The following is a 22549-nucleotide window of genomic DNA, read 5'->3' as shown; positions in this document are numbered from 1 at the left end:
GATACAGTCCCGTCACCCCGTTCCCGTCCCCGAACCGTCGGCACACCGACGCCCAGGGGGTCGCGGCCACTGTTCGCTGACAGCGTTGTCTCTGCAATGGCAAAGCTCTCGCGGCCGCCGGTAGGTTGGAGCCATGAACAACCATGGTTTTGGCTTCCGACCCGGTAATGATGACGATGACGACCGCAACGACGGTCAGGGCAACTTCGGTTTCTTCAGCTTCGGTCCGGGCATGGGCGGAGGCAACATGGGCAGTGGCGGCCTGGGCGACATGCTGAACCAGTTCGGCCAGATGCTGTCGGGCATGGGTTCATCCATGAACTCGCCCGATGGCCAGGGCGCGGTGAACTACGCCCTCGCGGAGCGTATCGCCCGCCAGCAGATCGGCCGTGTTCAACCGGTTCCCGCCAACCGGGTCACCGCCGTGACCGATGCCGTGCGGCTCGCTGAACTCTGGCTCGATGATGCAACCGAACTTCCCACTGCATCGACGCGAATAGAGGCCTGGAACGCCGAGACCTGGCTGGAGCAGACCCTTCCAGTATGGAAGCGGATGGTTACTCCCGTGGCCGAGCGGATGAATGAGGCCCAGTTGGAGTCGCTGCCCGAGGAGGCGCGGCAGATGATCGGCCCGATGCTGCAGATGATGAACCAGATGTCCGGCATGAACTTCGGAATGCAGCTCGGAAACGCTCTGGGGGATCTGGCACGCCAGGCCCTCACCGGGTCAGACTTCGGCCTCCCCGTCGCACCGGCCGGGGTCACCGCCGTTCTCCCCGTTCACCTGCAGGAAATGTCGAAGGGCCTCGACGTCCCGATGCAGGAAGCACTGTTCTACCTCTGTGTCCGGGAAGCAGCCCGTCAGCGTTTGTTCAAGCACGTCCCGTGGCTGGTCGAGCGTCTCGTCTCCTCAGTCGAGGAATACGCCGCCGGGCTGGTGATCGATACCTCCCACATCGAGGAGGCGGCCCGTGAGCTGAATCTGGAGAGCGGAGACCCGGCGCAGATCCAGGACGCGATGCAGCGCCTGCAGGGCATGGATCTCTCTCCCCGGATCTCCTCACGCAACGCGGGTGCGGCGTCCCGCCTGGAGACGATGCTCGCGCTCGTCGAGGGCTGGGTCGAGCTCGTCGTGACCGAGGCCATCGGTGACCGCATCCCTTCCACGGGCGCGATGAATGAGGCCTGGCGACGGCGGCGTGCCACCGGAGGTTCTGCGGAGCAGGCATTCTCGAAGGTCGTCGGCATCGAGTTCGCCGCGCCCAAGGTCGCAGAGGCCATGGAGCTGTGGCGCCGCGTCGAGGTGGCCGTGGGGGTGAAGCGCCGCGACGCCGTCTGGGACCACCCCGACTTCCTGCCGGTGGCCTCCGATCTGGAGAACTCCGCGGAGTTCATCGACGGCCTGCTCGACGAGGGCGGGGTGGATGACTTCGACCCCATCGCCGAGATCGACGCCCTAGAGAAGATGCTCGCCGAGGAAGCCGATCGGAAGGGTCCATCGGACGAGACGGACGCCGACGGGGACGATGGAACAGGCGACGAGCCACGTTCCTGATCTTCCCGTCACCCGGAACCCGCTGATCTGACGGTCTGCGGGTTCCTTCGAGGACGTGCCACCACGCGTCACCCGAAACGCTGGTATGCCTCCAGATAGCCTTTCGCCCGCTCCGCGTGCGGAGCACGGTCCGCCCACTCCCAGAAGGACGCATCATGTCCCGAGTGGATGAAGGTGTGCGTCAACTCATGCACGAGTACGGCGTCGAGTACGTAGCCGGGTACCTCGCGCAGCCGATCCGTGATGCGGATCTCCCCGGTGTCTGGACTGCAGGAACCCCACCGACGGGCCTGGTTACCCACCCACCGGACCGAGGTGAAGGTCGCCTGGCCGTCAAGAAACCTGCGATTCAGTTCCCGGGCGCGGGCCTCAAGCTCCACGTCCCCGGTGTGTACGGAGGTGGAGCGCCGCCGCACCTTCGCGACGATATCCGCGACCGCCTCCGCTTCCTGTGCCGCAGTGAGACGCGCGGGAATCCGCACGACAATCTTCCCGTCAATGATCCGACCAGAGACCGTCCGGGTCCGACGGGTCGAGCGGATCACCTCGATCTCGGGGAGTGTGGAACGGTGAGCCATGGAAACAGAGTCTATCTGTGATGCAGGGGTTGCACCGTTACCGTGATGCGACCTGTGGACAACAGACATGCGAGGTATCCGTGCCCGACAACAAAAATCTGATCCGCCTGGCTCCCACCGTCGGAGTCCACCTCCGTCTCGACGGCTCACTTCAGTTCGGACTGGACGCACGGTGGGCCGGGGTCGTCGACACGCTCCCCGGGGACACCGCCCGCCGGGTCCGTGAGATATTCTCCTCCGTCACCGTGCCGCTCTCCCCTGACCGATTGACCGGTGTCCTCACTACTGCGGGCGTGGATCCGACAGCAGCAGTCACCCTCGTGGATGAACTGATCGGCTACGGCATGCTGGTTCCCGTGGCACCGGAGAACACCCGGATCGGGGTTCTGGGCGAGGATTGTATCGCCGACGAAGTCCGTGAACTCATCACCGGATACGGAGCGGAAGTCTCGGGACGGCGCCCCGGCGAACGCCCCGGTGGATTCCTGCGCACATTCAGCCCTGGTGCGCCGGTGGTGATCACCGGCGCACCAGATCACCTACACGAACTGGCGGAGCCCGTCCTACAACGAGGTGGAGATGTCATCCCCGTAACCGTCATCGACGGTCGCGTCGTCCTGGGGCCGATCCGATTCAGCGGCTCGGGTCCGTGCTCATTTTGTGCTGCCCTGCACCGCATCGACACCGACCCCGATGCTCCCCGGGAAGCCCCCCGCTACGCCAACGGCTCCTGGGTACCGCCCGACCCCGTCATCGTGCGGACAGCGGCCGCGGCAGCAGCAGCTCTCGCCCTCCGCTGCGCCGGGCTCACCACACCATCTCCCGGACCAGAACGGTGTCTTCCACCCGCAGGTACGGTGCTCACGATTGATCCACACCGGTTCACCACCACCCACGATTCACTCGGGGTGCACCCCCACTGCCCGGCCTGCTGGGCCGCTGCTCAGCGGTGAGTGCCGACCAACATCAATCGGCTACGCCGTTGATGATGCCCAACACCTGACCGCCATACTTGTCCACCTTCACCGGGCCGACGCCGCTGACCCCGAGGAGTTCGCGTTCATCGGTGGGCATGGCCTCGGCGATCGCCATGAGGGTCGCGTCGGAGAAGACGATGTAGGCGGGTACCTGTTCCTCGCGGGCGGTCTCCGCGCGCCAGGCCCGCAACTGCTCGAAGAGCTCATCATCGGCACCACCGGGGCAGTCGAGACAGCGTCGGAGAACCTTCTCCGCGGGACTCTCCAACTCCGTGCCACACACCCGGCACCGTTTCGGGCGGTTGCGGGGTGCACTCCGTTCCACCGGCTCAGGATCGATGACGATCCCGTCGAGGAAACGGGTCCGTTTCCTCGACTTCCGTCCCCCCTCCTGGCGGGCGAGTGCCCAGGAACAGTACAGGTGGATGCGGGCACGGGTGACACCGACGTAGAACAGTCGGCGTTCCTCCTCTATCTGGTGGTCACCCGCCTTGATCGCGTGGCTGATGGGCAGGGTGCTCTCGACGAGTCCGACGAGAAACACCGCATCCCATTCCAGCCCCTTCGCCGCATGGAGGGACGCCAGCGTCACCCCCTGGACCGTCGGCGGATGCTTGGCCTCGGCCCGATTCTTCAACTGCACGAGCAGACCGTTCATGTCCAGGTCTGGGGTCGCGAGGCCGAGTTCGTGGACCAGCTCGACGAGGGCGTTGAGTGACTGCCAGCGTTCTCTGGCCTGTGCTCCCTCCGGTTCCTCCGGGGTGAGACCGAGAGGTGCGAGCGCAGCACGGGCGATGATGCGAAGCCCGGGACCGACCGCCTCATCCGGGAGGTCATCGCGCTGCGCGACGCGCACCAGTTCGGTGATGGCCTTCCGAACTTCAGGACGGTTGAAGAATCCCTCACCACCACGCACCTGGTAGACGATTCCGGCCTCGGAGAGCGCCTGCTCGAACACCGCGGACTGGGCGTTGATGCGGTAAAGCACGGCGATCTCGGCCGGTGGAACCCCGGAATCGATCAGATCGGCGATCTTCTTCGCCACAGCGGCCGCCTCCGCGGGTTCGTCATCGTAGACGGAGAAATCCGGTTCCGGCCCCGGATCCCGCATACCTGTGAGTTCGAGCCGGGTACCGGCCACCCGGCCCTTCGCCCGGCCGATCACCGCATTGGCGAGCCGGGTAACCTGCGGGGTGGAGCGGTAGTCGCGTTCAAGTCTGGTCAGGGTCGCGTCAGGGTACTTCCGGGTGAAGTTGAGCAGGAAGTCAGGGGTGGCCCCGGTGAAGGAGTAGATGGTCTGGTTCGCGTCACCAACCACCGTGAGATCGTCACGGTCACCGAGCCACGCGTCGAGCACCCGCTGCTGCAGCGGGGTGACGTCCTGGTACTCGTCGACGACGAAACTGCGGTACTGCTCATGGAACTCCTCGGCGACTGCGGGGGCGTTCTCCAGGGCGGCGGCGGTGTGCAGGAGAAGATCGTCGAAGTCGAGGAGCATCCCCTCCTCGGAGGTTTTGGCCTGCTCGTAGCGGCGGTAGACCTCCGCGACCTTCTCCGCGGCCACCGGCGGGGTGCGGTGAGTACCCTGGATCGCCTGCGCGTAGGCATCCGGGGTGATTAGTGAGGCCTTCGCCCACTCAATCTCACTCAGCAGGTCACGGACCGTTTCCGTGCTGGAGTCCACCCCGACGCTGCGGGTGGCGCGTCCGACGAGCGGAAACTTGTTGTCGAGCAGATGCCAGGGGAGGTCACCGGCAACCTGCGGCCAGAAGTACCGGAGCTGTCGGCGGGCTGCGGCGTGGAAGGTGCGCGCCTGCACCCCGCCGATACCCATGCGGGCCAGCCGGTGCCGCATCTCACCCGCCGCGCGGGCGGTGAAGGTGACCGCGAGCACCCGATTCGGACTGACGAACCCCTGGTCGATGAGGTGTGCGATGCGGTAGGTGATGGTACGGGTTTTTCCGGTCCCGGCACCCGCGAGGATGCAGACCGGACCACGCGGCGCGGTCGCGGCCACCCTCTGGTCCGGGTCCAATTCGTCCAGGTTGATCGCCATGGTGTCCCTTCAAAAATCAGTGTTCGGTGTCCGTGGCGGCGGCCCGGGTCCGGGCCCAATCGACGATCATGCGGTGTGCGATGGAACCGGGCGGTGCGATGACCACCGATTCATCGAGGATATCTCTCGGACCGGCCCACATGATCTCCGCGAGTTCCCCGTCGGTGCCCCACTGAGCATCGACGTCATCGGTGACGGCGGTGAACCCGATCATCACCGAATCCGAGACGGGCCACGGCTGGCTACCGACGTAGCGGATGTCGCGACACCTTCGCCCGGTCTCCTCCGCGACCTCGCGGGCGAAAGCCTGTTCCAGGCTCTCGCCCGGCTCCACGTATCCGGCCACCAGCGAGAAGAAATCGTTGCGGGCGTTCCGGGCGAGCAGTATCCGCTCGCTCCCAGCAAGTTCAATGAGCCCGATGACAGCCGGATCCAAGCGGGGGAAGTACTCTCCTCCGGCACCGTTAACCGCCCGACTCCCGGTATCATTCCAGGTCAGTGCCGATCCGTCGCGCGGATCGAAGCGGAGGCGTTCGGTGGTACGAAGGACGGCCACGGCCCGGCCGACGGTACGGAACCAGGCGCGACGATCGAGATCCCGGGGAGCAACCTCGCGGGTCGCCTCCGTCCGCGATCTAATCACGGTAGCTGCCACGTCGTCGACGCGCAGAGCGTAGTCACGGTCAACGGTCCCCCGGGTGGTGCCCACCTCAAGCAGCACTCGACCGTCGGTGGGCACCCCGAGGGCCGTGAGCTGGCGCGTCGTCAGGTATACGGCGGTGAGATCCCCGGACATCAGGGCCGTGTCCCGCACGGTCACACAGAGATGGTTCTCATGCACGACGGGCACCGTTTCCGCCGGTTCACTGATACGGGTGTCTGGTTCGGGAAACGTCACTTACCGGACACATCCTCCCGGAAGACACGGCGCACGAACAGCAGCCGGTCCCCCGGTTCAACGGTTTCGGCCTCTGGTGAGTCGATGCGGTAGAGCTCACCCGAGCGCACGACACCGAGCACGATGTCCGCGAGATGACGCGGGTTCGCGCCGACCTCGTCCTCCCCGACCAGCCGCTCGGCGATGGAGAAGCCCTCGTCCGGGGACAGCAGATCCTCCATCATCTCCACGACGGACGGGGTGACGGTCGCAAGGCCGAGCATCCGGCCGGCGGTCTCGGAGGAGATCACCACGGAGTCAGCGCCCGATTGCTTCAACAGGTGCAAGTTCTCGGACTCCCGCACACTGGCGACAATCGTCGCGGCCGGGGCAATCTCCCGGACGCTCAGGGTCACGAGGACGGCGGTGTCATCCATGTTGGGGGCGACGACGACGGCCCGGGCCCGGGTGACACCCGCGAGTTTGAGGACGTCGGCCTTCGTGGCGGAACCGTGAACGGTGACCAGCCCCTGACTGGACGCCATGTCGAGGGAGTGCCGGTCCGTGTCGACGACAACGATCTGGCTGGGCGGGGTTCCGTCGGCCATGAGAGCGGCGACGGCGGAACGCCCTTTCGTGCCGTAACCGACAACGACGGTGTGGTTGCGCATGCGCTTCCTCCAACGCTGGATCTGCAGTGCCCGCCGGGTTTCCTCGGTGAGCACGGACAGGGTGGTACCGACCAGGAGGATCAGGAAGGCGATCCGGATCGGGGTGATGATGATGATGTTGATCAGACGGGCGTTCTGGGTCACCGGGGTGATGTCCCCGTACCCGGTCGTGGACAGCGACACCGCCGAATAATAGACCGCATCAATGAATGTGAGATCCTCGGAGTACCCGTCCTTGTCCGCGTAGACCATCATGGCGACGAGCGCCAGCAGAATCAGTGCGTACACAACCCTGCGCGCGATCAGTGTCCACGGGGAGAAGTAGCGCTGCCCGGGGATGCGGATGATGTTGAGCAGCGCATGATCGGGAAGATCATCGAGTTCGGTGTCGCTGCGGAATCGCTCGCGGAAGCTCTTGCGCATCTCGTCTCCGTGTTCTGTTCGTCTCGCGGTGCCGGTGAACCGTGTCCGGGATGTACCCACCCGACGGTGAGGCACCCTACAGCAACAGCGCCAGTTCTCCGGCGTCTGGTAGCTTACCCGGCTCAAGGGTGTGGTCGGGTCCGATGTAATGGAAAGCCGCCCTGATCTCCCCCGGATCAACAGCGCGTCCCATCCGTTTAGACAGCAACTGGGCCCAGGCCAGGCGGTAGACTGCCAACTGAACAACGGCAGCATCGAGGTCTCGTCCGGTCGGTGGTTGTCCCGTCTTCCAGTCCACGACCATCCAGCCCTTGTCCGGAACCGTGCCCTCGTGGAACACCGCATCCATCCGGCCACGAACGACGTGCCCGCCGATGGTGATCTCGAAGGGCTGCTCCACGTACGCGGGGGTACGATCCGCCCAACGGCTGGCGAGGAACGCCTCCTTCAGGCGTGCGAGCTCCGGGCCCTGAATCTCCTCCTCCCCCAGCCCCGGGAGTTCATCCTCGTCCAGCAGACTGGTGGCACCGTACCGGTCCTCGATCCACTGGTGCAGGGCGGTTCCTCGCTTCGCGTAGGTATTGGGTTTGAACGGCACCGGACGCCGCAGCCTGCGGGCGAAGGCCGTGGCATCCCGGGCTACAGCGACCAGGTCGGAGGCGGTGAGCTCGCGGCCGATTTCCACGTCGACGACAGGGGTATCCAGGCGCCGTTGTTCCTCGATCAACGCGGTCACTTCCTGCTCCCAGAGTTCCTCGATGTCCCCGTCACGGCCCGGCGCGGGCGGGTCGACAGCGGCGGCTCGGACGAGTTCGGCGCCACGGCGCACGGCATCAGCCCGCGCCCCGAGGTGGCCCGGGGGGAACACCGCGTCGGAGACCTCGACATCACTGTCCGGGGTCGCCGTGTTCTTCTCCTCCGGCACGGTATCCGGTTCGTGCCAGTGCGCCACAGATCCCGGCTGAATACGGCGAATCTCGTCGAAATGCACGTACGGCGCGGCGGTCGTTCCGGTGTCGCTCACTTCGGAACCTGTGACGTAGAGCAGTCGTTCGGAACGCGTCAGTGCGACGTAGAAGAGCCGGGTGTTCTCCTCCTCGAGCGCGGCGCGAAACTGGCTGCGGTGTTCCTCCATCGCATTCTCCAGATCTTTCCTGTTCTCCGCGTCGACAGTATCCAGGACGGGGCTTCCGACGCTGTCGGTCGCATCCTCGCGGGCGTCGCCGCGCAGCGTGGCAGGCACCTTGGTGACATCGGTGAGCCAGGTCTCCACCGTGACCCGGGGTGAGGTGGCATCGGTGTAGGTGCGGTTGTCGGCATGGAGCACGGCGACGGTGTCCCACTCCAGTCCCTTAGCCTTGTGCACGGTGAGGATCTGCACCCTGTCCGCATTGACCCGGACCTCGCCGGGTTCGAGTCCGTCCTCTTGTTCCCGGGCCAGGGAGAGATGGTCGAGGAAGCTGCGCAGTGACGCACCCGGGATCTGTACGAAAGCGGCGACATGTTCATGGAAACGGTCGAGGTGCACCGTCCCTGTGACTCCGTCCGCACCGGGGTCGGCGCGGGCCAGAATTTCGGTGCGGATCCCGGTGATCCGTTCGATGTCACCGAAGATCTCCCCCAGGTTGTATCCGAGGGAACGCGTGCGCAGGTACCGCAGGTGCGCGGCCAGGCGACGGAGTCGGCCGAGCCCCTCCACACTGTAACGCTCGGGTTCACCGAGATCTGCGACGGCGTCAGTGAGCCCGGCGGTGGTGGTGTCGTCCCCGGCGGGCAGGACGTTGGTGATGATCCGGTGAAGTCGGGCGAGAACCGGATCCTCGGGAATCCCGTCCCCGGTGTCGGGGACCGGCTCCGCGGGTTCATCCCGCTGCGCGGCGGATCCCGTGGCTCGACCGGTGAGATTCGTCGCCCGGTCGGCGAGCGCCAGGATGTCAGCGACTCCCAGACCGACGTACGGGCCGGTGAGGATGCGGAGCGCCGCCTGATTGTCCCCGGGGCGGACCAGCATTGTCGCAAAGGCCACGAGGTCGGCGACCTCGGGGATGTCGAGGAGCCCTGCGAGGCCGACGATCTCGACGGGGATGCCCCGTTCCCCGAGTGCCGTCGCGATGGCTGCTGAGTGTTTCCTCTTGCGCACGAGGACGGCACCGGTGAATTTCCTGCCGCTGCTCCGGCGCTCGGTGTAATCGGCGGCGAGCTGGTCAGCGAGCCATTCGACCTCGGCCGTGGAATCCGCGAACCAGCCCAGCCGCAGGGCACCTGCGGATGATCCCGGCCGGGGTTGGAGTGGCTGCACCGCCCGGTGTGGTGTGTTCTCCGGCCCAAGGACACTGCGGGACACCGCGTTCGCCGCGGCGAGGATCTCGGGTGGGTTGCGCCAACTGGTGACCAGCTCCATCTTCGGTGCCGGTTGTGGCGGGGCGGTCGGATCGTGCCGGTCGATGCGGGGGAAGTCCGTGACGAAGCGGGTGAGGTTCGCCGCCGTCGCGCCGCGCCAGCCGTAGATCGACTGCATCGGGTCGCCGACGGCGGTGACCGTGAGGGAGGGGTCGGTTCCCCCGAAGAGACTGGACAGCAGCACCCGCTGGGCGTGCGATGTGTCCTGGTACTCGTCGAGCATGACGACGCGGAAGCGGCGGCGTTGACTGTAGCCGACCTCCGGGTGTGTGGCGGCGAGCCGGGCCGCGAGCGACATCTGTTCCCCGAAGGTGATCACGGTGCGGCGGGTGAGTTCAGCGCGCAATTTTTCGACGAGCGGGAGGAGCGAGAGTCGCAGGAGCTGCCGGTCACGGATGTTCGCGGTCTTCTGCGCGAGTTTCTCCTTCTGCCGTGGCCCAGGCGGGAGCTCATCGAAGAGACTGACGAAGGGGTCGGTCTCCTCGATAATGCCCGCGGCGTCGACCATGTGGTTGTCCATGTCCGCGGACAGGGCGAGCAGCGTATCGACAACGTGGGCACGTCCCGTTTCCATGGGCAGGTCACCGCGGTAGGAACCGACGAGATCCCACGCGATCTGGAAGAGCTCGGTTCGGGTGATCAGGCGGGCGGAGGGCTCCACGGGGAGCAGTAGCCCGTATTCTCCGATGAGCCGACCCGCGTAGGAATCATAGGTGGACACGGTCGGGGTGATGGCCCGGAGATTGTGTTCCAGGGCCCCGGTGGGGTCGAGATCCCGGAGCCGGGGGATCCCGGCGAGGGTGGCCAACCGCGCACGGATACGCTGGGAGAGCTGCTGTGCGGCTTTCCGGGTGAATGTGAGGCCGAGAACCTGGTCGGGAGCTGCGAGACCGGAGGCGACGAGCCACACCACACGCGCGGCCATCGTCTCCGTCTTGCCCGCACCGGCCCCGGCGACGACGAGCAACGGCCCGGGATCGGCACTGATGATGGCGGCCTGCTGCTCCGTGGGGGCGTGCTCCTGCCCGAGCCACCGGGACAGCAGCACCGGGGAGAGTTTTTCAGCGGGCATCGGTGAGCACCCGTCCTTCCTCCTGCGCGGGGCACATGCGGCGCAGTGAGCACCGTTCGCAGGAATCGTTGATCCGTGCGGCAAGGCGGGGGCCCCGCACGGACGCGGCGAGCTTCGGCAGCGTTGCGGCGAGATCCGCGAGCTCCTCCGGGGTTTTGGCGGCCTGGTCGCGGGTGGTGATCTTCGCCGAGGAGGTGCCCGGATAGACGAGCACTCCACCGCCGACCGCTGCCACGGCGTCCGGGTCATCGGCGTCGGTGACCCGGACCCGCCCGGGCCCGCCGTCGGTGGTGGTGTCGGGGACGACCTTTCCCCTCGACAGGGCGAGCTGGTAGGCGGCGAGTTGCGCGTGCTCCCCCATCGATTTCTGGGTTGGTGGGTTGGCACCGGTCTTCAGGTCGACGACGACGAGGGCGCCGTCCTCGGTGCGCTCCAACCGGTCCATCCGGCCGGTGACGACCAGCTCCCGACCATCCCCGGTGGTGCCCACCGTGACGGACACCGGAACCTCCACCCCCACGGTGGTGAACACCGACCGGGACACCGTCAACCAGGTAGCGGTGCGCTCGATGAGTCGATCCCACGCGGCGAGGTCGATAGGGGTGCGCCAGGCCGGGGTTCCAGTGAGTTCGAGGACGCGGGTGTAAGCGTCACGCACCATCCGCGCGGCTGTCTCCCGGTCGGCGCCATCGCCCACCGCCTCGGCGAACCCGTGTGCGAGGATACCTGCGATGAGGTGCAGCGGGATCTCCTCGTCGGTATCCACGCGACCGAGAACGGCACGCAGCGGACACGCCGCTATCTGTTCGATCTGCGACGGTGACAGCGTCACCCGTTCTCCCACCGCCCGGACCGGGGCGTCGGTCGACGGCCCGGCGAGTCCCCACCACTGTTCCGGATCAGCACCCGGAACCCCCGCATCCGCGAGCCGGGCGAGTTGGCGGGCCGCCTGTTTCCGTCGACTCCCGAGGGCACCCGGATCACACACCACCCGGCGCAGTTCACCGACCATGGCAGGCACAGACAGCAATCGGGTGCCCACCGCGACACCGTCATCAGGCCCCGCGTCCGTGGCTCCAGGGTCGACCGGGCCGACACCCGTTGCGCGGCGTACCTCCACACCAAGCTCGTCAAGGAACCGCGACGGCTCCAGCACCTCGTTTCCCTCCGGGGTATCGAGTGCCGTGACCAGCAGGGTATCCGTGGAACGGGTGCACGCGAGATGGAACAGTCGACGCTCTTCCGCCAGCCGCTCCACGGAACGGGAGATGTAGACGTCGGGATCAATACCGTCATCGAGGAGATCCACGAGCTCCTCCTGCCCGAATAGGGTTCCGGTTTCCGAGGTCGTCGGCCAAGTGCCTTCCTGCACACCCGCGACGACGACCGTGTGCCACTCCCGGCCACCGGCGGCATGTGCGGTGAGGAGATGCACCGCGTCCGGTTCAACACCGCGCCGGTCCCGGGCACCGGTCGGCAACTGTTGTTCGGTAATGTGCCGGACAAAGCTGGCGAGCCCTGCCGTGGGACGACGCTCAACGAAGTCACCCGCGGCATCAAACAGCGCCATCATCGCGTCAAGATCCCGATCCGCCTGGGAACCTGCGGTCCCACCGCGCAGCGACGCCGCGGAGAGGCGGTCGGCGAGACCCGTGGCATTCCACAGCTCCCACAGAACCAGCTCCACGGATCCACCAGAACGCTGCGCCGCGGCACCCACGGCAAGGACCGAACGCACCCGGTCAAGGATGTCCGTCTCCCGCTCCGTGAGGAAATCCGTCGCGGAGGCATCTCCTGATTCCGGGGCACCATTCAGCACCCCGGCCGCAGCCCCGTGCGGGAGCACAAGATCCGCGAGGACGTCCATGGCACGGCGCTTTCCACCACGACGGAGCTCGCTCTGCCGCAGCCCCCGGAGGAGCCGACGCAGGGTGACGGGGTCCGCACCCCCCACCGGGCCGAGTACCAGTTCCTCCACCTCCGTACGTTCGAGCGGAGCATCGAGCGCACGCGCAGCCAACAGGACGGCCGCGACGATCCGTTGCTCCGCCAGAACCGTGTCCGTCGGATCAAGCTGGACCGGAACCCCAGCCGCCAACAGTGCACGCCGGATCGGGCCGAGGACACCCGTGGAACGGACAACCACAGCCATTCGCGGCCAGGGCACCCCGTCCATGAGATGCGCCCGGCGTAGGACATCCGCCACCACCACATCCTGCGCCGTGGCGCTGTCACAGATCACGGCTTCACGGTGTTGAGGAGTTCGGTGCGGTGTGTCCAGCACCAGTTCCCCCGTGCACGGATAGCGGGTCAGAAAATCGAGGTCAGCGCCGCGAAAACGGAACACCGCCTGCCCGGGATCTCCGGCGATGACGGTCAACCGGGTCGAGGGGATGAACAACTCCAGGAGTTCCGCGGTCCGCGGATCAAGATTCTGGGCGTCATCGATCAGCAGAGTATGAAGTGCCGCGCGCTGCCGCTCCAGGAGGCCATCATCCAGAGCCAAGGACTCGATGGCCACGGTGACCAACTCGGAGGCATTGTAACGACGTACCCCGCCCAGTGCCATCGTCTGCTCGTACTCACGGAGAAACTCACCCGCCGCGCTCCAGGAAGGTCGTCTGTGTGTGATACCGAGCCGTACGAGTTCCTCCGGACCCAGACCGCGTTCAACCGCACGGAGAAGAAAATCCCGGAGCTGACGAGCGAACCCGACCATCGTCAATGCGGGCCGGAGTTCAGGAGGCCAGGTACCCAACTCGTCCTCCGCGTGCCCGGCCAACAGTTCCCGGATAACGGCGTCCTGCTCAGCACCCGTGATCAACCGGGGAGACTGTTCCCCGGAACGGGCAGCAGCAGCCCGAAGCAGTGCGAAGGCGAAAGAGGGGGCAGACCGGACGAGTGGCGTGGAGCCCGCAAAATCGGGGACGTCCCACAAACGGTCCGCGAGAACCCTGCGAAGCCGCCCGGCAGCTTCCTTCGACGGCGTGATCATCAGCAAACCGTCGGGATCCACCCCCGCGCGGAGCCTCGCCAGGGCAGTCTCCACCAACAATGAACTGACCCCATGCCCCGCAGCGCCGGTCACCCGCCAAATCCCGGTTCCCCCAGTGATCAGATTCGCTGCTTCGGTAGACCACGTCAGCCGCAGACGCCCCGGAGTGTCCGTCAGCCGACGCAGACGGACACTGGGATTCGGTGGGGGCGCGAGATGATTCCAGGATCCCCCACCGACGGTAGAACGGGGTTCAGACATGCATCACAGTCTGTCAGACACCCCGGACAGAAGAAGATCCACCACTCGGGCAAGCTTCGCACTGACGTTCGGGTCCGCATCATCGAGCAACGCGTGGAGGTACAGCCGGTAGAGCAGTGCCCGTCGCATGAGCTGCCCGATATCAGGCAGATGTGAATAACGCGCGATGATGCCATCATCGACCGCACCGGCAACGAGGGCGTCCACGATGACCTGTGCCGCCGTGTACCCGTGCGGGTGAGCGACCCCGACGATGTCTGTGACCACCGGCGGAAGACTCCCGGAATAGAGCGTCGTGGCAAACATGTCAGCGTGCCCGACCTGTCGCACGCCACCGACCGGCTCCAGCGTTCTTGACACCAACGCCGCCATGGTCATCCCAGCCCGCTGGGTCTCACTCGCTGTCGAATCCAGACCGAGCGCCGGGGCCAGCACCGCAGCCGGATCCGGAGACCACGCAGCACGATCCGCGATCGCGAAGAGATCGGTGACACCATCCGGGGTGCCGACTGGCGCGGTGAGATGCTCCGCAACCGGAAGCTCTGCGAGGGCGTCAGCCAACCGCAGAGCCGCGGCGACCGTCTCATCCACCCTGGCGAGAAGTTCCCCCTCCAGAAAGGTCGTGGCACGCCAACCGGACACGACGTAACGTCCGTCGGTCGAGCGCACCGGGCGTGCCGGGCGGACCCCGTCGGGGCGAAGGTGCTCCCGGACCTTCGCCGACCAGCTCGCGGCGACCGGGTCGAGGACACGACTGATCACCGTCTGCCCCACCCGCCAACCGTTGTCCCAGGCAGGGCCGACAGGTTGCGGGGCCGGGCCTGATGCACGAAAGATTCCGCACACGTAGTCAGGCAGCTCAGGATGAGTATTGTCCATGTCTGCCAGGTTACCGCCCGTGGACGACGGCGCGGGACCGGATGTGCCGGTTCATTGCCGGAGCCACCAGGTGTTGATCCCCCCGGACAATGAGACCACATCTGTGAATCCGGCTCGTTCGAGCAGCAACGCAGCCGCCCTCGATCGGACCCCCGCCGCACAGTAGAGGGCCAACGGAGTCGTCCGAGGAACGTCCGTCAACGGACCGAACTCTCCCTTTTTCAGCGCGCTCAACGGTACCTGGACCGGGTCTCCCAGGACACCACCGGCCCATTCGTGGGGTTCCCGGACATCGACCAGCCGCACCCCGGCGTCGACGAGCGTGGGCCAGTACGACACATCCGTCTCGCGGATCCCGTCCCCGGTATTCGACACCGGCGGAGCGCAGCCGTCGTGTTCCTCCTGTGGAGCACTGTGCCGCAGTGCAGCAGAACCGGGTTGTCGTTCAAAGCGGACGATACGCATCGTCGCCTCAGCCCCGTCCCAGAGCGCGAGCCGACCAACCAACGGGGTTCCCGTCCCCGTAACCAGTTTGATCACCTCCGTGGCCATGATCGTCCCGACCACTCCCGGCAGAACACCGAACACCCCGCCTTCAGCACAGGTGGGCACACTGTTCGGAGCCGGTGGCTCCGGGTAGAGGTCACGGAGTGTGTATCCGTCGTTAAACACGGAAACTTGCCCGGAGAAACGACTGATCGAGCCCCAGACCAGAGGAATCCCCCGGTCCGCGCAGATGTCGGCGACGAGGTACCGGGTGGCGAAATTGTCTGACCCATCAACGACGACATGCGGTTCCAGGTCGTCGAGGATCCTGTCAGCGGAAGCCTCGACCAGCCTCGTGTTCCAGGTTCTTACGGACACCAGCGGGTTGAGATTCGTGATGAACCCGGCTGCCGAGTCCACTTTCGGGGTACCCACCGCTGCTGCGGGGTGGATGACCTGACGCTGGAGATTGCTCACATCGACCTCGTCATCGTCGATGATTCCGAGAGTTCCGATTCCGGCTGCCGCGAGGTACTGGAGAACCGGGGATCCGAGCCCACCCGCTCCAACACAGAGAACCCTTGCTCCCGCCAACCGCTGCTGCCCGACAATGCCGATTCCGGGCAGGCTCAGATGCCGGGCGTAGCGGGCCGCGGCACCCGGGGGAAGCGCTACGGGTTCGACGGGCAGGCCCGGTGACTGTTCGGAATACGTGGGCTGCAATGACGATGTTTCAGGCATAAGGATAAGGCCAGGGGTTGTATCGGCATACCGCGCCATCATCGGGGTACACCTCGGTGGGACTGATTCCGGCGAGCACCGAATTGGACAGTGACAGTGTCTGCTGCATCATTACCGGAGCTAGCTCCCCGGCACCGCCGCAGGGTTCGTGAGCGGTGAATCCGATGCCGTGTCCGACCTCATGGTTCACCAGGTATTGACGGTAGGATCCGATATCCCCGTCGAAAGGGAGCGCACCGCGAATCCACCGGGATTCATTGAGCAAAACCCGGTTACCGTCGGAATAGAAGCAGCTCGTCTCCATCTCAAGCGAATGCCCACAGACCTCATGGGTCGTGCCGACGGAGGTCAGTTGGATACGGAGATCCGGAATTCGGGGATCATTGCCGTCGATGTGCTGGAACGCGAAACGTGTATCCGCGATCCAGCCGCGCGGGTCAGAAAGCGTCGCATCCACCATTGCGGAGACCGCGTCATCCCCACCGTAGACGGCGGGATCCAACCCCTCCTCAACCTCGACGACATAGGTGAAGGTCTTCTCCCCCCTGCCTACCGGAGGCCCGGCGAAACCGACCGTGCGAAACTCTCCGGTGCCTTTCTCCGAGTACGGGGCACCCGGGGGCAATTCGCCGTTCGGAAGATTCGGACGGGTGGCGTAGGCGGGATTCGGACTGTCCCCGAGTCCGTGTCCCGGCCCCGAGGTTGCAGCCTCCGACGACACCTTCCCGGGCCGGTCCCCGGACTTCTCTTCCGCCGTGCCCCGGGTAACAGATTCCGGCGCTACACCAGTTGGCGCAGGTTCGTGGGCGTCCGTGGTGAAGATGCTGACGAGAACCCACACGGTGATCACGATGAGCACCGGGATGGCATAGGCGCGCCATCCGTATTCCCGGGCGAAGCGTACAAGCATCGGTTCCACGTCTCTTCAGGTCTCTCCAGGTACGGCGGCCGGTCAGGTGTCACCGATGATCAGTGCAGGAATCCGACGGGGCGGGATGTCGTTGTGCCGACCTCGATGTAGGCGATGCGACTGTTGCGTACGAGAACAACACGGCCCTTGTCATCGGTGAGACGAAGGATACCGTTGTCATCGGCGAGTGCCTCAGACACCTGCGTGACGACGGCGTCCTGCTCTTCGTTGCTGCTGACCACCACTTCGCGGGCGGTGTCGGAAAAACCGATCTTGATGTCCACGGTGTGTCTCCTCGGGTTTCGTCAGATGTCATCGTGCCCCCGGGACCTACCGGTACGTTTGGGACACGGACATGGGGTTTGAGTTTCCACCGGGGAGCCTACGCGCACGGACATTCGAGCGCACATGGCCCCGGGGTCAGCCACTATGATGCGGCGACGCCGGGAGGGCCACAGGCGACGATGACACCACCGGTAACAAAGCGGAGTGACGGGGTGTGCCCGCAGCGGGTCCAGGGTGCCCGGTGATCGCCGACGAGGATACTATGGAGGGGTGTCTGAACAGAAGCTGAAGCCCACGTTCGCCGAACTCGGCGTCGCCAAGGAGATCACCGATGCGTTGGCCTCATCCGGCATGGTCCGGACCTTCGCCATCCAGGAACTGACTCTGCCGCTCGCGCTCGCCGGAAAGGATCTCATCGGACAGGCCCGTACCGGCATGGGCAAGACGATGGGCTTCGGCGTGCCCCTCCTGGATCGGGTCTTCGATGACGCGGACGTGGAGGAGCTGGACGGAACCCCGCGGGCACTGGTAGTGACGCCGACGCGCGAACTGGCGGTCCAGGTCGGCGAGGATCTTCGGAGGGCATCAACCAACCTTCCGATCCGAATCCTGACTATCTACGGCGGACGGCCCTATGACGAACAGATTGAGGCACTGGATGCGGGGATAGACGTGGTTGTCGGTACACCGGGACGTCTGATCGACCTCTACAATCGGGGCTGCCTCCAGCTCGATCACGTCGCGGTACTGGTTCTCGACGAAGCCGATGAGATGCTCGATCTCGGTTTCCTCCCCGACATCGAGAAACTGTTGAAGGCACTCACCCACAAACATCAGACGATGCTGTTCTCTGCGACGATGCCGGGACCGATCATCTCTCTGGCGCGCACCTTCATGGACCGTCCCGTACACATCCGCGCCGAGGAGGTGGGCGCGGCAGCCACCCACGCGAGCACCCGACAGGTCGTGTTCCAGGCTCACAGGATGGACAAGACCGCAATCCTCTCTAAAGTCCTCCAGAGCAAGAATCGTGGAAGAACGATCATCTTCGCCCGGACGAAACGAAACTGCGCCACGATCGCGGAGGATCTCGCAGCGAGAGGATTCGCGGTTGGCGCGGTGCACGGGGACATGGGGCAGCCCGCCCGGGAAAAATCACTGGACGCATTCCGCAACGGAACTGTGGAGATCCTGGTCGCCACGGACGTCGCGGCCCGGGGCATCGATATTGATGACGTGACCCACGTCATCAATTACCAGACACCCGATGACGAGATGACCTATGTGCACCGGATCGGCCGGACAGGCCGCGCCGGACACACCGGCATCGCAATCACCCTCGTGGGCTATGACGAGATGGTGAAATGGGAACTGATCAACAAGGAACTCGGCCTCGAACAACCTGATCCTCCAGCATGGTTCTCCACGTCACCGGAGCTCTTCGAGGCTCTGGACATTCCCGAGGGCGCCGGGGAGAACATCGGCCCGGCACGCAAGGTCTTCGGCGGCCCCTCCGTCACCAAACCCGCGGGGCCCCGACAGGGCGGGCGGCGCCCGCAGCGTGACCACTCCGCGCCCGGAGCCGGGGGCCGGAACAGATCTACACGAGGCACCCGCCGATGAGTTCCCGTACCCGGGTGCACGTCGCCTCCGGGAGTGGCCCACTCCGCCGCACCCGGGGCGATCTCATCGCCACCACTGTCATAGCAGGGGTCTCCCTGGTTGCCGTCGGTGTGGTCTGGGCGAACTCCGAATCAGGCGCAGCTCACCTGACGACGGCACCGGAATCCTTTGTGTCCACCACCACCGACGCGTCAATTCCGTTTGATCTCCATGAGGCCTGGCGCGCGGCGGACGCGGCGGTACCTGCCCAGGCCCGCCCGGTGACAGCAGCAGGTCTCGTACTGACGGCGGTGGATGGTGTCCTCACCGCCCGCGATCCGAACTCGGGTGACGCTGTCTGGAGCTACCGGCGGGACAACCACCCGATCTGCTCCCTCGGTGCAGCCTTCGATCGGGTGTACGCAACTTATCTCACCCAGGCGGGATGCGGGGACGTCATTGGGTTTGAGGCATCCACGGGCGAGTATCGCGCGGCCCGGTCTTCCCCGGCCCCGGACGAGACGGTTCCCATCCGCTCCAACGATGCCGTGGGAACCGTCTCCGCGGAACGCGTCGAGCTATGGCGCAATGACCTCGTCCGAACCGTCGAATATGGCGAGGTGGAGGCGAAACAGGAACCCGCCCTGCAGCCAAACGAGGACTGCGTGATCGACTCGGCGTTGACCCGGACCGGTAACCTCGCGGTGGTGGAGCACTGTCCGGCATCCGATGAACACGGTGCCGGATACTGGCTACGGCTCCAGAAACGGGATCCGGAGGATTCCCGGAAACCGGAGATCATTGCGGAGGCGTTCCTGGGTACCGAGAAGGCGGAGATAGTTGTCATCGGACAGAATGGCGCCGGAGTGTACCTGGCGGGTTCCGAGACCCAACCCCCCAGAATCGAGGTCTACGATCTCGAAGGTGTACAGACCTCAGTCACGGAGCTCCCCGCCTCACCTCTCGTGGCGTCCGTCCGGGGAGTGTTCGCGCCCGCTACAGCAGATCTTCCCCATCACATGTCCTGGTTCGACGGGGAACGGCTCTATCTCTTCCACCCTTCAACTCTGGAGCTCAAACAGACGTTCACCGATGCGCTGGGAACTGGGATCGCCGTCGAAGGGCGTCTCCTCTACCCCACGGCGGACGGTATCGCCGTGGCCGACTGGGATACTGGCGTCGTGGAACGGACCATACCCGTGGACCGGGGGGCCTACACCGGGCCGGTCGCCCTCGCTTACGTGGGGGGAGCCGGAGTGGTCCTGGAGAAACGGGCTACCAACGGCGGCACCCTCGTCGCCCTGGTCAGCCAAACACTCCCGCCGCCCAGTTAAGTGATCTCCGATTGAACGTGAGGTAGAGGCCCAAAAGGGCACACACCGAAACCACGAGGGCGGGGAGTATGAGTCCCGCCGAGAAGATGTACCAGGAGATGGGGAGCAGCAACATCTGGAGGATGACAACCGGCCCTCTTCCCCAGCGCCGTCCCCGGCGAAGTGCGAACCCCGCTGCGGCGACGGTTCCGAACACCACAATGAAGAATGCCGCGGTTCCGTATCCGACGAAGATGTTCTCGCTGCCATCGGTACTGACAGTGCCGTAGTCATGCTGCCCTGTGATCTCACGGAAGATCAGGAACACGGCGTAGGCCAGCCCAACGAGAGACTCACCAATTCCGAGTACACCCGCTCTACGGATGTCGACCGGCGGACCCTGATGCTCTGCCGCATGTGCGGCATCCCGGGATCCGGTGTTGGAACGGGGCACGTCGCGGTATGAATCAGTCACACGCTCAAGCCTACCGCGTGGGTGCACAGGTTCCGTGTGTGCGGGGTTACACTCGACGCCATGCGTAGCCTGATGCTCTCCAACCCGAACTCCACGACCCTGACGTCGCAGGTCACCCGACAAGTGGTCGGCCCACTCCTGGAGGCAACCGAACTGACCTCAGCGTTCACCCAGTATGCGGGGCACGCGGAGGATATATGCAGAGGTCTGACACGGTCGGACGTAGACACCGTGATCGTTGTCGGCGGAGACGGCACGGTGAACGAGGTGATCAACGGACTCATCGGCCCGGACCCCGAGCACCGGCCCGATCCAGGCGATCTACCGAAGGTAGCGGTCGTTCCCACCGGGTCAGCGAACGTGTTCGCCCGGGCCCTCGGACTCCCCAACGAACCTGCCGCGGCCGCAGCTCAGCTACGTGATCTCATGCTCTCAGATACCTCTCGACGCCTTCCCCTCGGCAGGATCGAGGACCGATGGTTCTGTGTGAATGCGGGTTTCGGCCTGGATGCGAACGTCATCGACATGATGGAAGATCTCCGGGACTCCGGTAAATCCGCCACCCCGTGGCGATATGCGGCGGTTGCCGCGACAGCATGGCAACGTTTGCGTCGGCACCCGCCCGCGATCTCCTATGTGGCCCATTCCACGGAGGGCCTACAGACCGGCGGTGGCGTTCCGCTGCTCATCGTGTCCAACACCAACCCGTGGACATACGCGGGACCGGTTCCTGTGGTCACGAATCCCGAGCAGAAACTGGATGCCGGGCTCTCCCTCTATGCCTTGCGTGACATCGAGGGGCCCGGCGGACTGGTAGCCCTGATGCACAGTCTGGGGGTCGGTAACAGGCGCTGGCCGACACTGCGGGTGGATCTGCGGGAGATCCGAGTTGACGATATTAGTGAGCTCACACTCACCTCCCCTAGGGCGCTGAAATGGCAGGTAGACGGTGAATATGCGGGCAAAACTAAAAATCTGCGACTTCGCTCCTTTGCCGATGTCATTGATGTTGTGTCATCTCCAGACAATGAGAAGGTGTGATCCTCAACACTTTTAGAGGTGGAACCCTAGCGGACATCTATGTGTACGTGTCATTATCTTCCGGTAGCACAGACACCCGGCGTTAAACCCGGGTTCATTTTCTGGCATGATGCCGGGCCTGCGACGCGGAGTGGGTGACCACACCGTCGACCCCGTTGACACAGCACGGGTAACCATCCCCGGCTTCCGGCACATCACGCAACCAGATGTCGGAGAGTAGTTCAGCCCATGCCGATCGTCTGACACAGATCACTTATTTTCCTGAAGGAGATTCACCCATGGATTGGCGCCACAAGGCAGTCTGCCGCGACGAAGACCCCGAGCTTTTCTTCCCCGTCGGAAACTCCGGGCCCGCTCTGGCCCAGATCGCGACCGCGAAGGTCGTCTGCAACCGGTGCCCCGTCACCTCCGAGTGCCTCACCTGGGCCCTCGAGTCCGGCCAGGACGCCGGCGTCTGGGGTGGCATGAGCGAAGACGAGCGTCGCGCACTCAAGCGCCGTCGCAACCGCGGCCGCACACGTACCCGCGCGGCAGTCAAGTAACACACGAAAACCCCGAAATATTCGGTAACGAGGTTCCCCACCCGGCACCGCCGCACCGGATATTTCACACGATACGTCCCCCTGCGTATAATCATCAGCATTTGTCGCTGTGGGGCTGTGTCGGATCCATCTGGCCGGTCCGGCGACGATCACAAGATGTACGCGGCAGGATACCCCTGACCGTCATGCTGCGGCCCCGCCGTGGCATACCCCGATACCCTTCTGGAGGAACACCATGAGCAAGCGTGGACGCAAGCGTAAGGACCGTCGCAAGAACAAGGCCAACCACGGCAAGCGGCCCAACTCCTGATCCGGATTGGACCCGCACGGCCACGTCCCAGTGAGGCCGCGAGAAGAGCCACCTGCTTCCCAGCAGGTGGCTCTTCTCGTACGGCCCTGACCTATTCCTG

Annotated in this window: 19 protein-coding genes; 7 read left to right on the top strand and 12 right to left on the bottom strand. The window is 65.2% G+C overall.

All coding sequences use genetic code 11. The features are described from left to right. The first annotated feature begins 133 nt into the window (after positions 1–133). Positions 134–1555 (top strand): zinc-dependent metalloprotease, encoded by a 1422-nt coding sequence (locus tag QWU43_RS08420; RefSeq protein ID WP_370914360.1) that lies wholly within the window; start codon positions 134–136, stop codon positions 1553–1555. Positions 1556–1623: 68 nt separating this feature from the next. Here the strand turns inward: QWU43_RS08420 and QWU43_RS08415 are convergent, their stop codons facing one another. Beyond that, positions 1624–2133 (bottom strand): M48 family metallopeptidase, encoded by a 510-nt coding sequence (locus QWU43_RS08415; RefSeq protein ID WP_370914361.1) that lies wholly within the window; start codon positions 2131–2133, stop codon positions 1624–1626. A gap of 80 nt (positions 2134–2213) precedes the next feature. Here QWU43_RS08415 and QWU43_RS08410 point away from each other — a divergent pair, with 80 nt between their 5' ends. Beyond that, positions 2214–3086: a TOMM precursor leader peptide-binding protein gene (locus tag QWU43_RS08410; RefSeq protein WP_370917576.1), complete on the top strand. Its 873-nt coding sequence runs from the start codon at positions 2214–2216 to the stop codon at positions 3084–3086. A 13-nt stretch (positions 3087–3099) separates the two neighbouring features. On the opposite strand, the gene QWU43_RS08405 is transcribed toward QWU43_RS08410, so the two are convergent. The 9 genes from QWU43_RS08405 to QWU43_RS08365 form a co-directional block, all read right to left on the bottom strand. Further along, entirely contained in the window at positions 3100–5166 is a 2067-nt protein-coding gene (locus tag QWU43_RS08405; protein ID WP_370914363.1) for an ATP-dependent DNA helicase UvrD2, read from the bottom strand. A gap of 16 nt (positions 5167–5182) precedes the next feature. Continuing rightward, positions 5183–6064 (bottom strand): NAD(+) diphosphatase, encoded by an 882-nt coding sequence (locus tag QWU43_RS08400; RefSeq protein WP_370917575.1) that lies wholly within the window; start codon positions 6062–6064, stop codon positions 5183–5185. Next, positions 6061–7137 (bottom strand): TrkA family potassium uptake protein, encoded by a 1077-nt coding sequence (locus QWU43_RS08395; protein ID WP_370914365.1) that lies wholly within the window; start codon positions 7135–7137, stop codon positions 6061–6063. The genes QWU43_RS08400 and QWU43_RS08395 overlap by 4 nt, the downstream gene beginning before the upstream one ends. Positions 7138–7213: 76 nt before the next feature. Next, a complete protein-coding gene (locus tag QWU43_RS08390) occupies positions 7214–10609 on the bottom strand; it encodes a UvrD-helicase domain-containing protein (protein ID WP_370917574.1) in 3396 nt (1131 codons plus the stop codon). Then, positions 10599–13865: a PD-(D/E)XK nuclease family protein gene (locus QWU43_RS08385; RefSeq protein WP_370917573.1), complete on the bottom strand. Its 3267-nt coding sequence runs from the start codon at positions 13863–13865 to the stop codon at positions 10599–10601. The genes QWU43_RS08390 and QWU43_RS08385 overlap by 11 nt, the downstream gene beginning before the upstream one ends. 3 nt (positions 13866–13868) lie before the next feature. Further along, complete coding sequence (locus QWU43_RS08380; RefSeq protein WP_370914368.1) at positions 13869–14744, bottom strand: TIGR02569 family protein; 876 nt, start codon at positions 14742–14744, stop codon at positions 13869–13871. A gap of 51 nt (positions 14745–14795) precedes the next feature. Further along, a complete protein-coding gene (locus QWU43_RS08375) occupies positions 14796–15971 on the bottom strand; it encodes a ThiF family adenylyltransferase (protein WP_370914369.1) in 1176 nt (391 codons plus the stop codon). Then, positions 15964–16881, bottom strand: coding sequence for a DUF3152 domain-containing protein (locus tag QWU43_RS08370; RefSeq protein WP_370914370.1), 918 nt, complete (start codon positions 16879–16881; stop codon positions 15964–15966). Before QWU43_RS08370 ends, QWU43_RS08375 begins: the two co-directional genes overlap by 8 nt. A gap of 59 nt (positions 16882–16940) precedes the next feature. Next, positions 16941–17165, bottom strand: a complete 225-nt coding sequence (locus QWU43_RS08365) for a DUF3107 domain-containing protein (protein WP_370914371.1) — start codon at positions 17163–17165, stop codon at positions 16941–16943. 271 nt (positions 17166–17436) lie between these two features. On the opposite strand from QWU43_RS08365, the gene QWU43_RS08360 reads away from it, so the two are divergent. Beyond that, positions 17437–18789, top strand: coding sequence for a DEAD/DEAH box helicase (locus QWU43_RS08360; protein ID WP_370914372.1), 1353 nt, complete (start codon positions 17437–17439; stop codon positions 18787–18789). After that, positions 18786–20102, top strand: coding sequence for a PQQ-binding-like beta-propeller repeat protein (locus QWU43_RS08355; protein ID WP_370914373.1), 1317 nt, complete (start codon positions 18786–18788; stop codon positions 20100–20102). Before QWU43_RS08360 ends, QWU43_RS08355 begins: the two co-directional genes overlap by 4 nt. Here QWU43_RS08355 and QWU43_RS08350 read toward each other — a convergent pair. Further along, positions 20074–20556, bottom strand: coding sequence for a hypothetical protein (locus tag QWU43_RS08350; RefSeq protein WP_370914374.1), 483 nt, complete (start codon positions 20554–20556; stop codon positions 20074–20076). The genes QWU43_RS08355 and QWU43_RS08350 overlap by 29 nt on opposite strands. Positions 20557–20616: 60 nt before the next feature. Between QWU43_RS08350 and QWU43_RS08345 the strand changes: the two genes are divergently transcribed. Beyond that, entirely contained in the window at positions 20617–21597 is a 981-nt protein-coding gene (locus QWU43_RS08345; protein ID WP_370914375.1) for a diacylglycerol kinase family protein, read from the top strand. A gap of 94 nt (positions 21598–21691) precedes the next feature. Here QWU43_RS08345 and QWU43_RS08340 read toward each other — a convergent pair whose 3' ends face one another. Further along, positions 21692–21850 (bottom strand): hypothetical protein, encoded by a 159-nt coding sequence (locus QWU43_RS08340; protein ID WP_370914376.1) that lies wholly within the window; start codon positions 21848–21850, stop codon positions 21692–21694. A 25-nt stretch (positions 21851–21875) separates the two neighbouring features. Between QWU43_RS08340 and QWU43_RS08335 the strand changes: the two genes are divergently transcribed. Both QWU43_RS08335 and QWU43_RS08330 read left to right on the top strand, forming a co-directional pair. Further along, positions 21876–22139, top strand: a complete 264-nt coding sequence (locus tag QWU43_RS08335; protein ID WP_198737105.1) for a WhiB family transcriptional regulator — start codon at positions 21876–21878, stop codon at positions 22137–22139. 235 nt (positions 22140–22374) lie between these two features. After that, complete coding sequence (locus QWU43_RS08330; RefSeq protein ID WP_014300525.1) at positions 22375–22449, top strand: 50S ribosomal protein bL37; 75 nt, start codon at positions 22375–22377, stop codon at positions 22447–22449. The last annotated feature ends 100 nt before the right edge of the window (positions 22450–22549 follow it).

Source organism: Corynebacterium sp. CCM 9204 (assembly GCF_041357695.1).
GTDB lineage: Bacteria > Actinomycetota > Actinomycetes > Mycobacteriales > Mycobacteriaceae > Corynebacterium.
The sequence above is the reverse complement of the archived record's forward strand: the minus strand, read 5'-3'. Positions and strand labels throughout refer to the sequence as shown.

What these genes read in the sequence shown, in the direction of transcription:
- QWU43_RS08405 (WP_370914363.1), bottom strand. Translation starts at nt 5,166, where the DNA reads ATGGCGATCAACCTGGACGAATTGGACCCGGACCAGAGGGTGGCCGCG.
- QWU43_RS08395 (WP_370914365.1), bottom strand. Translation starts at nt 7,137, where the DNA reads ATGCGCAAGAGCTTCCGCGAGCGATTCCGCAGCGACACCGAACTCGAT.
- QWU43_RS08335 (WP_198737105.1), top strand. Translation starts at nt 21,876, where the DNA reads ATGGATTGGCGCCACAAGGCAGTCTGCCGCGACGAAGACCCCGAGCTT.
- QWU43_RS08385 (WP_370917573.1), bottom strand. Translation starts at nt 13,865, where the DNA reads ATGTCTGAACCCCGTTCTACCGTCGGTGGGGGATCCTGGAATCATCTC.
- QWU43_RS08380 (WP_370914368.1), bottom strand. Translation starts at nt 14,744, where the DNA reads ATGGACAATACTCATCCTGAGCTGCCTGACTACGTGTGCGGAATCTTT.
- QWU43_RS08390 (WP_370917574.1), bottom strand. Translation starts at nt 10,609, where the DNA reads ATGCCCGCTGAAAAACTCTCCCCGGTGCTGCTGTCCCGGTGGCTCGGG.
- QWU43_RS08420 (WP_370914360.1), top strand. Translation starts at nt 134, where the DNA reads ATGAACAACCATGGTTTTGGCTTCCGACCCGGTAATGATGACGATGAC.
- QWU43_RS08345 (WP_370914375.1), top strand. Translation starts at nt 20,617, where the DNA reads ATGCGTAGCCTGATGCTCTCCAACCCGAACTCCACGACCCTGACGTCG.
- QWU43_RS08375 (WP_370914369.1), bottom strand. Translation starts at nt 15,971, where the DNA reads ATGCCTGAAACATCGTCATTGCAGCCCACGTATTCCGAACAGTCACCG.
- QWU43_RS08415 (WP_370914361.1), bottom strand. Translation starts at nt 2,133, where the DNA reads ATGGCTCACCGTTCCACACTCCCCGAGATCGAGGTGATCCGCTCGACC.
- QWU43_RS08370 (WP_370914370.1), bottom strand. Translation starts at nt 16,881, where the DNA reads ATGCTTGTACGCTTCGCCCGGGAATACGGATGGCGCGCCTATGCCATC.
- QWU43_RS08355 (WP_370914373.1), top strand. Translation starts at nt 18,786, where the DNA reads ATGAGTTCCCGTACCCGGGTGCACGTCGCCTCCGGGAGTGGCCCACTC.